This is a genomic window from Mesorhizobium sp. WSM4898 (assembly GCF_029625845.1).
GTDB lineage: Bacteria > Pseudomonadota > Alphaproteobacteria > Rhizobiales > Rhizobiaceae > Mesorhizobium.
The window spans coordinates 55,001-68,739 of record NZ_JARTVQ010000006.1; the positions used below are offsets into that span (position 1 = coordinate 55,001).

The 13,739-nt window shown below is 64.2% G+C and carries 10 protein-coding genes; 1 reads left to right on the forward strand and 9 read right to left on the reverse strand.

What is annotated here, in order from left to right:
- Positions 1 to 525 precede the first annotated feature (525 nt).
- Positions 526 to 2,505, forward strand: a complete 1,980-nt coding sequence (locus P9228_RS23210; protein ID WP_278056001.1) for a M23 family metallopeptidase — start codon at positions 526 to 528, stop codon at positions 2,503 to 2,505.
- On the opposite strand, the gene P9228_RS23215 is transcribed toward P9228_RS23210, so the two are convergent.
- The 9 genes from P9228_RS23215 to prfA all read right to left on the reverse strand — a co-directional run bounded on the left by P9228_RS23215 (position 2,502) and on the right by prfA (position 13,617).
- Positions 2,502 to 4,058, reverse strand: coding sequence for an MFS transporter (locus P9228_RS23215; RefSeq protein WP_278055894.1), 1,557 nt, complete (start codon positions 4,056 to 4,058; stop codon positions 2,502 to 2,504). The two genes, P9228_RS23210 and P9228_RS23215, sit on opposite strands and share 4 nt — an antisense overlap.
- Positions 4,059 to 4,296: 238 nt before the next feature.
- Positions 4,297 to 5,811, reverse strand: a complete 1,515-nt coding sequence (locus P9228_RS23220) for a L,D-transpeptidase family protein (protein WP_278055896.1) — start codon at positions 5,809 to 5,811, stop codon at positions 4,297 to 4,299.
- Between the two features lie 141 nt (positions 5,812 to 5,952).
- A complete protein-coding gene (locus tag P9228_RS23225) occupies positions 5,953 to 6,312 on the reverse strand; it encodes an MmcQ/YjbR family DNA-binding protein (protein WP_066990072.1) in 360 nt (119 codons plus the stop codon).
- A gap of 180 nt (positions 6,313 to 6,492) precedes the next feature.
- A complete protein-coding gene (clpB, locus tag P9228_RS23230) occupies positions 6,493 to 9,099 on the reverse strand; it encodes an ATP-dependent chaperone ClpB (protein ID WP_067319047.1) in 2,607 nt (868 codons plus the stop codon).
- A 255-nt stretch (positions 9,100 to 9,354) separates the two neighbouring features.
- Complete coding sequence (locus tag P9228_RS23235; protein WP_245307350.1) at positions 9,355 to 9,876, reverse strand: SRPBCC family protein; 522 nt, start codon at positions 9,874 to 9,876, stop codon at positions 9,355 to 9,357.
- On the reverse strand, positions 9,854 to 10,219 hold the full coding sequence (locus P9228_RS23240) for a metalloregulator ArsR/SmtB family transcription factor (protein ID WP_067319638.1): 366 nt from the start codon (positions 10,217 to 10,219) through the stop codon (positions 9,854 to 9,856). The genes P9228_RS23235 and P9228_RS23240 overlap by 23 nt, the downstream gene beginning before the upstream one ends.
- 153 nt (positions 10,220 to 10,372) lie before the next feature.
- Entirely contained in the window at positions 10,373 to 11,338 is a 966-nt protein-coding gene (locus tag P9228_RS23245; RefSeq protein ID WP_278055898.1) for a DUF4167 domain-containing protein, read from the reverse strand.
- Positions 11,339 to 11,675: 337 nt separating this feature from the next.
- Entirely contained in the window at positions 11,676 to 12,545 is an 870-nt protein-coding gene (gene prmC / locus P9228_RS23250) for a peptide chain release factor N(5)-glutamine methyltransferase (protein ID WP_278055899.1), read from the reverse strand.
- Positions 12,538 to 13,617, reverse strand: coding sequence for a peptide chain release factor 1 (gene prfA / locus P9228_RS23255; protein ID WP_127216785.1), 1,080 nt, complete (start codon positions 13,615 to 13,617; stop codon positions 12,538 to 12,540). Before prfA ends, prmC begins: the two co-directional genes overlap by 8 nt.
- Positions 13,618 to 13,739 lie beyond the last annotated feature (122 nt).

Here is a 13,739-nt window from a genome sequence, read left to right on the forward strand (position 1 = left end):
CAAAGAACCGACACCGCAGACGCGATGTCCCGGCCCCTTTCGCTTGCCGCTTCGGGGCCCTTCGAGTGTCGCTCACGCGGCTCTCTTGAATTTCACAGAGGGCAGATTGAGAAGCGAACTTCTCGGCCGCCAGCGGCGCGCCGCCCTCGTTGGTGAGGCGTATATAGTCGGGGGTTACTCGAACCGTCAACACCGATTTCGAACTTTTTTGAATTTTTTGCGACAAATTTTTCGACGGCTATGTTTCGCCAGCCAACCGCCTCTGCGCCACGTCCGCAGCCGTCCGCACCAAGCCCTATTGCCGCCGCATTGAGGTCGGACACCGGACATACAAGCAAGGCGCCCGCGTACGCGTGAGCGCCTCGACCGCAGACGACAAGAGCCGCGTTTCTAAGAGACGTGTGATTGGGGATATCGGCCCCGGCTTGCCGCTTCGTTTGACTTCACTGGCTGCGACAGGCAAATGTCATGGCCGCAACGAACAACGACAAGCCGTTTCGCCCGGGGAAGAAGCAGCCTTTCTGGATGCCAGACACGGAAGATGTCATAGCCGAACTCGGCAACGAGCCGCCGCTGATCGCGGACGGCCGCAGCGGTCCGCCTGACCGCCGCGAGGTTTCGGCACGTTGGCTTTCGGGCACATTCCTGACCGGGGTGACCTCGAGCGTGCTGATGGGCGTGGCCTTGTTCGTGGCCCTTGACGGTCGCCAGCAGCTGGCGACGCCGCCTGAAATCGCCGAGCTCATCAACCTCGCCAGCGGCGGCGACGATTCCGGCGAGCAGGCCAAGACGACAAGGCTGGTCGCGCCGCGCCAGATCGCCAGGGCCAAGGACCGCCGGCGCATGGAAGTATCGATGGTCACCAAGGTCGGCGACCGCGACGTCATCCACACCATGCCGTTCGTGCAGATCAAGATGGCGCTCGCGGCCGGCCACACCACCAGCCGTCCTTACCCGCCATTCGACCCGATGCAGGTCTTTGGCGACGACGGCGACGACAACGCTCAGCCGGCTTCCGCCACGGCGGTCGCCGGCCAGATCTATGGCGCCAAGGTCGAAAGCGAGATGAGCCTGAAGACGGTCGACTTTCCGATCGAGACGGCATCTTTCGACGAAAGGAGCGACCTCTCCGCCGACGAGGTGGAAAAGGTGGTGCGCGAAGCCGGCAACGGCCTGAGCGACGGCGCCGTCCAGGTTGCGGCGCTTCATTATGTCGACCCGCAGCGCTTCGGCGACGCCTTCGCCGAGAGCATGGCGGGTTCCTACGACGTCAAGATCACGCCGGAGAACGTCTCGGTGGCGCCGCGCGCCACGCCGGACGACCAGACGCCGGCCTTCGCCGAGGAAATCATCCCTTTCACCGAGGACACCGACATCGCCGAGGCCTTCGCTGATTCGGGCTACACCGGCGATGACGCCACCGGCATGTCGGAAGCGATCGGCAAGCTCTTGAACGCGACGGCGCTCAAGGCCGGAACGGTGCTGCGCGTCGGTCTGGAGGTGCGCGGCGACGTCGCCAAGGTGGTCCGCACCAGCGTTTACGACCGCACCACGCATATCGTGACCATCGCGCTCGACGATCGCGGACAGTTCGTGCCGGCGCAGGAGCCGGAGCCTAATCCCGAATTGCTGACGGCGTTCGACGATTCGCAGCCGGTGGTGGTGCGCGGCAACCTGCCCAACGTCTATGACGGCATCTATCGAGCCGCCTATTCCTATGGCATGTCGAAATCGATGACCCAGAAGCTGATCAAGCTTCTTGCCTCGGACGTCGATTTCCAGTCGCGGCTTTCGCCGTCGGACCGTCTCGAGGTCCTGTTCTCTCAGCCCGACGATGATGACCAGACCTCCGACAATTCGGAGCTTCTCTACGTCTCAGCCACCTTCGGCGGCCAGACGCGCAATTTCTACCGCTTCCAGATGCAGGACGGCGGCACCGACTATTTCGACGAGAACGGGTCGAGCGCCGAGCAATTCCTGCTGCGCAATCCGCTGCCCGCCGGCAAGTTCCGCTCCGGTTTCGGCGCGCGCCGGCACCCGATTCTGGGATATGTGCGCATGCACACCGGCGTCGATTGGGCCGCGCCCATCGGCACGCCTATCATCGCCGCCGGCAACGGTGTTGTCGAAAAGGTCGGCTGGGCCGGCGGCTACGGCAAGCAGATCATCATCCGCCACGCCAATGGCTACGAGACCTCCTACAATCACCAGAGCGCTTTCGCCAAAGGGATCGAGCCGGGCGTGCGCGTGCGTCAGGGCCAGGTCATCGGCTATCTCGGCCAGACCGGCCTCGCCACCGGCCCGCACCTCCACTACGAGCTGATCGTCAACGGCACCAAGGTCGACCCGATGCGCGTCCGCCTGCCGGTCGGCAAGGTGCTGAAGGGCGACGATCTCGTTGCCTTCAAGCGCGAGCGCGAGCGTATCGACGACCTGCTCAAGCAGGAAGACGGAAATTCGCTGAAGGTCGCCAGCGCCAAGACCGATTCGCAGCTTCCCAACTAATCCGGCGAATCGCCCGTCTGCCGTGGCCAGGGCAGCGCCTGTCCGGGCACGGTGAGCCAGGCGAGGATCGACGATAGCAGGCAAAGCAGCGTCGTGACGGCGGCGACCGCGGCAAAGGCGGAATCGCTTGCCGCAATCCTCAACGCGTCGAGATTGGCCGCGAGCCCGGACGCCGGCGGTTCGCCGAAACCGGGCATGCCGGCAGGGCTGCCGGTCGTTCGCGCATAGACGAAAGCCGCGAGCGAGCCCATCGCCGCCACCGCGATCAGGCCGCCGACGCGCGAGACGGCATTGTTGATGCCGGATGCCGCGCCCGTGTCCTTGTCCTCGACGGAGGTCATGATCGCCGTCGACAGCGGCGACACGACGAGCGCCATGCCGAGCCCCATCACCGCCATCAGCGGAAAGGTCCCGGTCCAGAAATTGTGGATCCCGGCATGGGCGAGCAGGGCCATGCCGGCAAAGGCGATGGCGACGACCAAGCTGCCGGCGGCGATCGGCAGGCGCGGGCCGATCTTGTCGGACCACTGGCCGACCGGCCCCGACAGCAGCGCGATCAATGCCGACAGCGGCAGGAAGATGAAGCCGACCTCGGCCGAACTCAGTCCCCAGCCCGCGATCAGAACCATGGGCAGGTAGAACAGGTTCGCCGACAGCGCGAAATAGAGGAAGAAGGTCGCGAGATTGGCGCCGGCGAAGGCCCCGATGCGAAACAGGCCGAGATCGATCATCGGCTCGCGCTGCCAGCGCTCATAGAGAATGAAAATGAAAAGCAGGACGACGCCGCCGACGATCGCCGGCCCGGCCATTATCCCGCCGCCCTCGGCGTTCATCGCCGTCAGCCCATAGGCCAGCGCCCCGAAGGCGAGCGTGGCGAGCGCGGCGCCCCCGAGGTCGAGGCTGCGCTTTTCGGTCGGCTGGTCCGCCGGTATCTTGGCGAGCAGCAGATAGATCGAAACCAGTCCGAGCGGCAGGTTGACGGCAAAGATCGTGCGCCAGACGCCGTTGCCGAAAGTCGACAGCACGAAGCCGCCGAGCACCGGCCCGAGCGCCGTGGTCAGCGCCGAGGCCGCGGCCCAGATGCCGATCGCCCGGCCACGCTCCTTTTTGGGGTAGGCCTTGGCGATGATGGCGAGGCTGCCCGGCACCATGATGGCGGCGCCAATGCCCTGGATGGCGCGGAACGCGATCAGAATTGCCGGATTGGGCGCCAGCGCGCAGGCGAGCGATGCTGCGATGAAGAGCGCGATGCCGGTCACGAATGCGCGCCTGAGGCCGAATCGGTCGCCGGCGGCACCACCGGCCAGAATAAGCGCCGAAAGCGTCAGCGCATAGGCGTTGGAGATCCATTGCGCTTCCGCCAGGCTGGCGCCGAGATCGACGCGCAAGGCCGGCATGGCGATCGCCAGGATCGAACCGTCGATGAAGCCGAGCGCCGAGGCCAGGATTGCCGCGACCAGCACGAACTTGCGCTGCGTCTGCGGGCAAAAGGTGCCGTTCGCGCGCGTCGCGGTCGAAAGCGAATCGGCTGTGGCTTCACTCGAGGAAGGCATGAAAACCTGCTTAGCTCTCCGGCCTATCGGTAACAACGAGCCAGAAGATTGCAGTTCTGAAACCAGTTTGGTCTGACGGCATGGCCAGGAAGGTAGCCATCGTAAATGCAAACGAGCCGTCGCGTGGTAGGTTCCGGCCCGTCATTCCAGAAGGGGAAGAGCCAGCCTATGCCTCATCACCCGCTGCTCAGCGTGGGTTCACTGGCGATGCAGCGGATATGCAACCGCCCTGCGCGGCTCATTGCTGCGCAAAATCATCGACTGAAGACCCGCCGACGAACTCGACCGTCACGCCCGGCGACACCAGCTTGGCGAGCTCTCGCGCATCCCAGTTGGTCAGGCGCACGCAGCCGTGGCTTTCGGTCTTGCCGATCTTGGAAGGATCGGGCGTGCCGTGGATGCCGTAGGTCGGCTTGTCCAGCGCGATCCAGACCGAGCCGACCGGACCGTTCGGCCCCGGCGGGATGGTCAGGATCTTGTCGTTCTGGCCCTGCTTGAAATTGATGCTGGGATTATAGGTGTAATTGGGATCGAGCGCGATGCGCGACACGGTGTGGATGCCGGTGGGCGACGGTGTGTCGGCCGAACCGATGGTGGCCGGATAGGCCGCGACCAGCTTGCCGCCCGCGTCATAAGCGAAAACTTCCTTCTTGTCCTTATCGGCGACGATGCGGGCAACCGGCGTCGACACCAACTGGCCGAAATTGGCGACCTTGATGATGGTCCCGGGACGGTTGAAGTCGAGGCCTTTGTTGATCGACTTCAGATAGCCTTCGTCCATGTGGAAGCGCTCGGCGAGCGCCTCGGTGACCGAGGTGTAACCCATGCGGTCGAGCTTGGCCTTCTGGCTGTAATCTTCCGGGATCGAGGCGACATAGGGTCCGGCCACGTCCTCGGGCGTGATCGTGTAGGAGGCGAAGGCGTCGCCCCCCGACTGGGCGAGCGCCGCCTTAATGGCGGCCGAGTCGGTCGATTTCAGATTGCTGCCGGTGATCTGGTTGTAGGCGGCCAGGGCCTTGTCGACATTCGAGCCGAAGCGGCCGTCGATGACTCCCGGCGAGGCGCCGGCGCGGTCGAGCAGCACTTGGAGTTCGGCCACGTCCTGGCGCACGCCGAGCGAAAGCGACGGATCGACGGTCGCCTTGCCGCCCGTGTCCGGCGGCAGCGCGGCCTGGGTCTCCGGATTGAGTTGCAGCACGTCCCCCTGCCCAGGGTGCGGTTCGATCGATGCTTCGTTCAGCGGCTCGCGCTTGATGGTGTCCGACCTTGGCGCCTCCGGATAGGTTGTGGCATACCCTTCGTCGCTCGGCGCCGGCGGATAGGCCTCGACGGAATTGCCGCTGTTGGAATCGTAGTCGTCGACCGGCGGCGGGATATACCGGCCGTTCTCGTCCAGCTGCCTGCGGCGGAAGCGGGCCATGTCGTCGGGATCGTCGAGATAATAACGGTCGTCGTCCTCGACGGGCGCACGCCCGAGCTCCTGCATCCGCAGCTGACGGCGCAGCGCCCGGCGATCGAGCCGGGTCTGCGGCGGCTGGATGGCGATCACCTTTCCGGTATCGGCATCGACAAGCACCCGGTTGCCCCTGGCATCGTAGTAGATGTCGATATTGCCGTCCTGGGCGAGCAGGAGCGCGCCGTGCTGAGCGGACCGAACCGTCTTCTGCGCGCCTTCCAGACTCGGCGCTGCGAGCGCGCCGGAAGCCGCCAGCCCGGCCGCGAGTGCCGAAAGGGAAAAGATCGTGCGCAGCATGTGGGTCAGGCTCTCCGGTCGGCTCGGTCTTGCTGGGCGAACCCTTCGCCAGCAAACCAGTTACCAAAACTAAGGTTCCAATATGAACCGGGCATGAAGATGGCGGATTTCCGGCGTTTCACCATGGTCCCCAACCGAATGTCAGTGCAGCCCCAATTCGCTGCGCGCCAGTTTCGTCAGCTTCAGCACGACCAGGCGGTGGCTTTCGCGCAGGTAGTCCTTCAGCGCGGCATCATCCACGCTTTGGCTTGTCTGGCGCTGGATCCATTTCATGCCGCGCGACGCGAGATAGGGCGCGGGCCGACAGCCCGGCTGTTCCTTCAGCACGTCAAAGGCCATGTCGGAGCATTTGAAGGTAACGAAGACCTCGCCTTCCCGGTCATGGCCGCCGATCGCGAACACCTTGCCGCCGACCTTCCAGACGTGAGCCCCGCCCCATTGCACGACATGGGTCGTGGCGGGCAGCGTGGCGCAGAAGCCGTTATAGTCCTCGAGCTTCATTGGAATCGGCCTCCGGGAACCGCAATCAAGCCCGGTTCTGCAGCAGGGCGCTGTGGAAAAGCAAGAGCGCGCCGCCCCTGCCGGATGCGACGCGCTCCTCGTATCCTTGTTGCGCAATTCGGACGGAAAACCGCCAAGCGCTTTTCCTGGAATGGCTCCGGTCACATGCCCCGGCTCGACTCAGGCGGCGGCTTCAGCCGCCACCACCGTCGGCTTCGAACGGAAGTTCAGGCGATCGGAACCGGCGGTGACCTTGACGGTCGAGCCGTCGAGGATTTCGCCGAGCAGGATCTTCTCCGCCAGCGGATCCTGCAGTTCCTTCTGCATCACCCGCTTCAGCGGCCTGGCGCCATAGGCCGGATCGTAGCCCTTGCCGGCCAGCCACTCGATCGCATCGTGATCGAGCGACAGCGTGATCTTGCGATCGACAAGCAGGTTCTCCAGCCGCTTGAGCTGAATCTCGACGATGCGGTCCATATCCTGGCGGCGCAGCCGGTGGAACAGGATCACCTCGTCGACGCGGTTGAGGAACTCCGGACGGAACGAGGCTCTCACCACGCCCATCACCTCGTCGCGCACGGCATCGACGTCCTGGTCGTCGCGGAGATTGACCAGATATTCGGCGCCGAGATTCGACGTCATGATGATCAGCGTGTTGCGGAAGTCGACCGTGCGGCCCTGACCGTCGGTCAACCGGCCGTCGTCGAGCACCTGGAGCAGCACGTTGAACACGTCCGGATGCGCCTTCTCGATCTCGTCGAACAGCACGACCTGGTAGGGCCGGCGCCGCACCGCTTCGGTGAGCGCGCCGCCCTCCTCATAGCCGACATAGCCGGGAGGCGCGCCGATCAGCCGGGCGACCGAGTGCTTCTCCATGAACTCCGACATGTCGATGCGCACCATGGCGCTCTCGTCGTCAAACAGGAAGGCGGCGAGCGCCTTGGTGAGCTCCGTCTTGCCGACGCCGGTCGGACCCAGGAACATGAACGAGCCGATCGGCCGGTTCGGATCCTGCAGACCCGCACGGGCGCGCCGCACGGCCTTGGAGACCGCCTGCACCGCCTCGCCCTGGCCGACGACGCGCTTGCCGATCTCGTCCTCCATACGCAACAGCTTCTCGCGCTGTCCCTCAAGCATCTTGTCGACCGGAATGCCGGTCCAGCGTGACACGACATGGGCGACGTGGTCAGGCGTGACCACCTCTTCCACCATGCCGGCCTTACCGTCCTGGGCTTCGGCTTCCTTGAGCTTCTTCTCCAGCTCCGGGATCTTGCCGTAGGCAAGCTCGCCGGCGCGCTGGAACTCGCCCTTGCGCTGGGCAATCGCCAGCTCGTTGCGCATCTCGTCGAGCTGCTTCTTCAGGTCGGCGGCAAGGCCGAGCTTGTGCTTTTCGGCCTGCCACTTGGCGGTCAGCTCGGTCGACTGCTCCTCGAGGTCGGCCAGATCCTTCTCCAGCTTGGTCAGCCGGTCCTTAGAGGCGTCATCCTTCTCGACCTTCAGCGCCTCGCGTTCGATCTTGAGCTGCATGATGCGGCGGTCGATCTCATCCAGCGCCTCGGGCTTGGAATCGACCTGCATCCTCAACCGCGATGCGGCTTCGTCCACCAGGTCGATCGCCTTGTCCGGCAGGAAACGGTCAGCGATGTAGCGGTTGGAAAGCGTCGCGGCCGAAACCAGCGCCGAATCGGAGATGCGCACCTTGTGGTGCTGCTCGTATTTCTCCTTCAAGCCGCGCAGGATCGAGACAGTGTCCTCGACCGTCGGCTCGTCGACGAAAACGGGCTGGAAGCGGCGGGCGAGCGCCGCGTCCTTCTCGACATGCTTGCGGTATTCGTCGAGCGTAGTCGCACCGACGCAGTGCAGCTCGCCGCGCGCCAGCGCAGGCTTCAAAAGGTTCGAGGCGTCCATCGCGCCATCGGCCTTGCCGGCACCGACCAGTGTGTGCATCTCGTCGATGAACAGAATGATGCCGCCTGCGGCGGAAGTGACTTCCGACAGCACGGCCTTCAGCCGCTCCTCGAACTCGCCGCGATACTTGGCGCCGGCAATCAGCGCGCCCATGTCGAGCGCCATCAGCCGCTTGTCCTTCAGCGATTCCGGCACGTCGCCATTGACGATGCGCAGCGCCAGGCCTTCGGCGATCGCCGTCTTGCCGACGCCGGGCTCGCCGATCAGCACGGGATTGTTCTTGGTGCGGCGCGACAGCACCTGGATGGTGCGGCGGATCTCGTCGTCGCGGCCGATGACCGGGTCGAGCTTGCCCGCCCGCGCATCCGCGGTCAGGTCGCGGGCGTATTTCTTCAGCGCGTCGTAGCCCTGCTCGGCACTGGCCGAATCGGCGGTGCGGCCCTTGCGGACATCGTTGATAACCTGGTTCAGCGCCTGCGCGGTGACACCGGCCTTGGCCAGGATGTCGGCGGTCTTCGCCGACTTCTCCATGGCGAGCGCCTGCAGCAGCCGCTCCACGGTAACGAAGCTGTCGCCGGCCTTCTTGGCCAGTTCCTCTGCGGTCGAAAACACCTTGGCAAGCGGCTGGGCGAGATAGAGCTGGCCGTTGCCGCCTTCGACCTTGGGCATAGCCTCCAACGCCGCCTCGACGCCGAGCTTCACGTCGCGAATGCTGCCGCCGGCGCGCTCGATCAGAGACGCGGCAAGGCCCTCGTCATCATCGACGAGCACCTTGAGCATATGTTCGGGAGTGAATTGCTGGTGGTTGCGCGAGAGCGCCATGGTCTGCGCGGACTGGATGAAACCGCGCACGCGCTCGGAATATTTCTCCGTATTCATGTATGTCTCCTTCCATCACCGGCCCGCTTTGCGGCACCGGATCAGATTGCGGTGACGGACCCGCTCATTCGAGCCGAGTCCTGTTCAGCCGAGATATGGTGTATCAGCTCAGGTCTCTCAAGACGCCCTGATCTCGGTCAGCGCAGAATATTCTAGGGCCTGGTCGCCCGAAGCGCGCAGCGGTTTTGGGCGAATATTAGGCATTAAAACAAGGGCTTAAATGCTGCGGCTGCGTGACGCGCGACATCGACGGCTTCATGATCGTCCACCGCTCGCGCCCAGGGTGACGAGAAGCTCGTCCAGTTGCCCGAACGTCTCGCCCATCGCCTCCGCCGCACCGGTGCCGGCAGCGTCGAGAGCCTCCTTCGAGGGATAGAGCTCGTGCAGGACCAGCAGCGTCTTGCCACCTTTTTCCTCGAAGGTCACCGTCGTGACGGGTCCACCCTCACCGCCTTCCTCATTGGTCCAGACGAGGCGCGACTGCGGTGTCACTTCGATGTACCTGCCGAAGAACTCGTCAAGGTTTGAGCCATCGTGGCCGAACGCCAAACGGTACCTGCCCCCGACACGGACATCCATCTCGCAGGAACGCAGCACCATTCCCATCGACTTCGGCGCCCACCACTGCTTGAACAGCTCAGGCTTGGTCCACGCCTCGAACACGATGCGCGCCGGAGCGTTGAAGGTTCGCGTGACGACGAGCTCGCGGTCCGACGTCCGTTCCACAGTCGTGCGGTTCTGCATCGGTGTGGCCTCACTCGCTTTGCTTGCGTCCATCGACCTTCTCCTTTCGTTTCAGTTCCTCGACCACCTTGTCCAACCCGTCGAAGCGTGCGTCCCAGAGCTGGCTGTACCTCTCGATCCATGCCGCCTCTTGCTCCAGCCCGCGCAGGCCGAGCTTGCAGGTCCGCACACGCCCGACCTTTTCCGTGCTGACGAGCCCCGCTTGCTCCAAGACACCGACGTGCTTCTTCATGCCCGTAAGGGTCATGTGGAACTGCTCGGCCAGTTCCGTGATCGAAGCGTCCGCACGGCCGAGCTGCTCCAGCACGCCGCGTCGGGTCGCATCCGAGAGCGCGGCGAATGAAGCATCGAGGCGGGTCTTGATATACTGAACCATATGGTTCAGTATTAGCGCACAAATTACCGCCATGCAAGGAAACGAAAGCGCGTCGCGCTGAAACGGATTCAGGCGACGTGCTTTAGGCACGCACAACGAGAAACGGCGGAGAAACCTCTCCGCCGTTCGAATTGCCTGGAAATAGACCTGCGGTCAGCTATCTGCGTCGGCGACTGCCGGCTCGCCGGCACCGCCTGCCGGCTCACCGGCGCCGTTCTCGCTCGGCGCTGCATTTGCCTCTTTGGCGGCAGTCGCGCTGCCGCTGTCCGCGACGTTGCCGCCATCGGCGGCGCTGTCCGCCCGGCCGGCATTGCTTTCATCGCCATTGCCCTGCTCGGCGCTATGGCCCTGCTCGGCATTGCCGCGACCGCGACGTGGACGTCTCTGCCGACGCCCACCGCCATTGTCCGTGCCGGCTTCGTTGCGCTCGGCCTGGGCAGCAAGGCCCGCAGGCGAGAAGCTGTCGAACAGCGGAGCCTGCTCGGCCGCAACGCCGTCTTCGGCGGAGCCCTCCGGCTTGGCCTGCGCCTCATTGCGGCGGCTCTGATCGATCTGCTGGCCGCCATGTTCGCCGCGCTCTCGCTGACCATTGTCGCCGCGCTGACCATTCTGACCGTACTGGCCATAGCCGCCATTGCGGCGGTCGCGGTGCCTGTCGCGACCATTATTGTCGCGCCGGTTGTTGTCGCGGCCGTTTTCCTGGTTGTAGGCGAGTTCCGCCGGCGTGCCTTCGATCACCGGCTGCGGCCCGGAACCGTTCGCGGCGGCCTGCGACTCGCCGGCATTTGCGTTGCCGACCGTGTCGAACTCGTCGCGATCCTCATCGACGTCGTCATCGAAGTCGTCGCGGTTCTGCTGGGCGTTCTGGATGGGCATCTGCGCCTGCGCGGCCGCGATGATGCGATTGTAGTGCTCGGCGTGCTGGAGATAGTTCTCCGCCATCACCCGGTCGCCGGAGCTTTGCGCGTCACGGGCGAGTGCGGCATATTTTTCGGCGATCTGCTGAGCCGATCCGCGGATCTTCACGTCCGGACCGTTGCTCTCATAGTTGCGCGTCAGGGGATTGGGCCCCTTGCGGTTGTTGTTGCCACCGCCGCCATTGTTGTTGCGACCGCGCATGCGCCTGTTCTGCTGTTGTGGCCTCATTCGACTCTCTTCATGTGAATTTTCTAAAACTCGTCGCGAACGGTGGCGCTCATGCAGCCGACCGTTTCGTTTTTTCACCGGCGTTCGCCCGCATCGATTGCGTTGGCGCCACGTGCCATCCTGTTCCGGTTACATCACTTGCCGGACGATTCCCGCACGAAGCATGGGCGTCGTTTGCGCAAGGAGGCAGCTATTTCCAAGGAAAACCGAATCGCTAAGAGCACTGCCTGCTTCGTCTCATCCGGTTAAGCCGGAACCTAGCTGCATTCCCTAATATTGCCAAGCGTTTTTTCGCACTGCATCAGGGCTTTCAACGCTCAAACACCAGAACCCTGTCGTTTCCGCCAAGATCGCGTCGCGCCTCCGACAGCCTGTAGCCGGCTGCCGCGAAGATTGCGGTCACCTCGCTTTGCTGCGTATGGCCGATCTCGACCGCTACCTTGCCCTGCGCTTCCAGAAATCCTTCCGCCTCTCCGGCGATGATCCTATAGGGGATCAGCCCGTCCACACCGCCATCGAGGGCCTGGCGTGGATCGAAATCGCGGACCTCGTCCTGCAGATTTCCAATGTCTCGACTGGGTATATAGGGTGGATTCGCGGCAATTAAATGGTATCGGCCCGAAACTTTTTCGAACCAGTTGGAATGCAAGGCCTTGAAGCGCCCGCCGAGCCCCAGATCCGCGGCGTTTCGCGTAGCTGTCGCCAGCGCGCCGGGTGAAATATCGACGCCGGTCGCGGTCGCCGCCGGAATCGCGCTAAGCAGCGCCAGCGCGATTGCGCCGGTTCCGGTGCCGAGATCGAGGATACGGCACTGGCCAAGCCTTTCGGCCGTCGACTTGGCGAAGGGCAGGATCGCGTCGACCAGCGTCTCGGTATCGGGGCGCGGCTCCAGCGTGTCCGGCGACAGCGACAGCCGCAGCCCATAGAACTCGCGATAGCCGAGAATGCGATGCACCGGCTCACCTGCGACGCGACGCCTCAGGGCCGCCTCGATTGCCGCAAGAGCCGCAGAATCCACCGTTCGGCCCGGCTCCGCGATAGTCTGGGTGCGCGTGGTTTCGGAAAAATGCTCGACGATCAGCCTGGAATCGAGCGCCGGATCGGCAATGCCGGCGGCAGCGAGCCGCTCCCTCGCCGCGTGCAGCAGCGGTCGAAGTGCCGAGGGCAAAGGATCAGCCATCAATACCCATGTCGGCGAGCAGCTTCGACTGATGGTCGGCGATCAGCGCGTCGATCACCTCGTCGAGCTCGCCCATCATCACCCGGTCGAGCTTGTAAAGGGTGAGGTTGATGCGGTGGTCGGTGACGCGTCCCTGCGGGAAATTGTAGGTGCGGATGCGCTCCGAGCGATCGCCCGAGCCGACCTGCGATTTTCGCGACGACGAGCGCTCCTCGTCCGCGCGGCTGCGTTCCAGGTCATAGAGCCGCGCCCGTAAAATCTGCATGGCCCGCGCCCGGTTCTGGTGCTGCGACTTTTCCGCCTGCACCACCATGATGCCCGTCGGCAGATGCGTGATGCGCACCGCCGAATCGGTGGTGTTGACGTGCTGCCCGCCGGAGCCGGACGCGCGCATCGTGTCGATGCGGATGTCCTCTGCCCGGATATCGATATCGACCTCCTCGGCCTCGGGCAGTACGGCGACCGTCGCCGCCGAGGTATGGATCCGCCCGCCGGCCTCGGTTTCCGGCACGCGCTGCACGCGATGCACGCCGGATTCGAATTTCAGCTGCGCGAACACGCCCTTGCCCGACACCGAGGCGATGATTTCCTTGTAGCCGCCGACTTCGCCTTCGCTCGCCGAAACGACCTCGAAACGCCAGCCGCGCGAGGCGGCGTAGCGCTCATACATGCGAAACAGATCGCCGGCGAACAGGGCCGCCTCGTCGCCGCCGGTGCCGGCACGGATTTCGAGGATGGCGTTCCTGTCGTCGGCGGCATCCTTGGGCAGGAGCAGAATCTGGATATCCTTCTGCAGCACCTCGATGCGCTCCTTAACCTCCGGCAGGTCGGCCTCGGCCAGCGCCCGCATCTCGGCGTCGATGTTCTTGTCGGCGAGCATCGCTTCGAGGTCGGCCTGTTCCTGCTCGGCGGCGCGCAGCGCCCGGATCTTGCCCACCATCTCCTGGATATCGGCATATTCGGAAGCCATTTTGACGTAGGCATCGGCCGTCGGCCCTGCCGACATCTGCGCTTCGAGCATGTCGAAACGCTTGACGACTTGGTCCATGCGGTCGCGGGGCAGGTTGATCATGGGCTCGGGACTTCGATGGAATTCACGTCAGGACGAGTCGAAACTGGCGAATTTCGAGAACCGGAGCGGAATGTACATTTAGGTCCATGAGCACCGGAAGCGCAGAAAATCGACATTTGCAG

Bases quoted from the DNA above. Each gene is read 5' to 3' on its own strand.
- P9228_RS23240 (WP_067319638.1), bottom strand. From the start codon at position 10,219: ATGGTTCAGTATATCAAGACCCGCCTCGATGCTTCATTCGCCGCGCTC.
- P9228_RS23245 (WP_278055898.1), bottom strand. From the start codon at position 11,338: ATGCGCGGTCGCAACAACAATGGCGGCGGTGGCAACAACAACCGCAAG.
- P9228_RS23235 (WP_245307350.1), bottom strand. From the start codon at position 9,876: ATGGACGCAAGCAAAGCGAGTGAGGCCACACCGATGCAGAACCGCACG.
- prmC (WP_278055899.1), bottom strand. From the start codon at position 12,545: ATGGCTGATCCTTTGCCCTCGGCACTTCGACCGCTGCTGCACGCGGCG.
- clpB (WP_067319047.1), bottom strand. From the start codon at position 9,099: ATGAATACGGAGAAATATTCCGAGCGCGTGCGCGGTTTCATCCAGTCC.
- P9228_RS23225 (WP_066990072.1), bottom strand. From the start codon at position 6,312: ATGAAGCTCGAGGACTATAACGGCTTCTGCGCCACGCTGCCCGCCACG.
- prfA (WP_127216785.1), bottom strand. From the start codon at position 13,617: ATGATCAACCTGCCCCGCGACCGCATGGACCAAGTCGTCAAGCGTTTC.
- P9228_RS23210 (WP_278056001.1), top strand. From the start codon at position 526: ATGCCAGACACGGAAGATGTCATAGCCGAACTCGGCAACGAGCCGCCG.
- P9228_RS23220 (WP_278055896.1), bottom strand. From the start codon at position 5,811: ATGCTGCGCACGATCTTTTCCCTTTCGGCACTCGCGGCCGGGCTGGCG.
- P9228_RS23215 (WP_278055894.1), bottom strand. From the start codon at position 4,058: ATGCCTTCCTCGAGTGAAGCCACAGCCGATTCGCTTTCGACCGCGACG.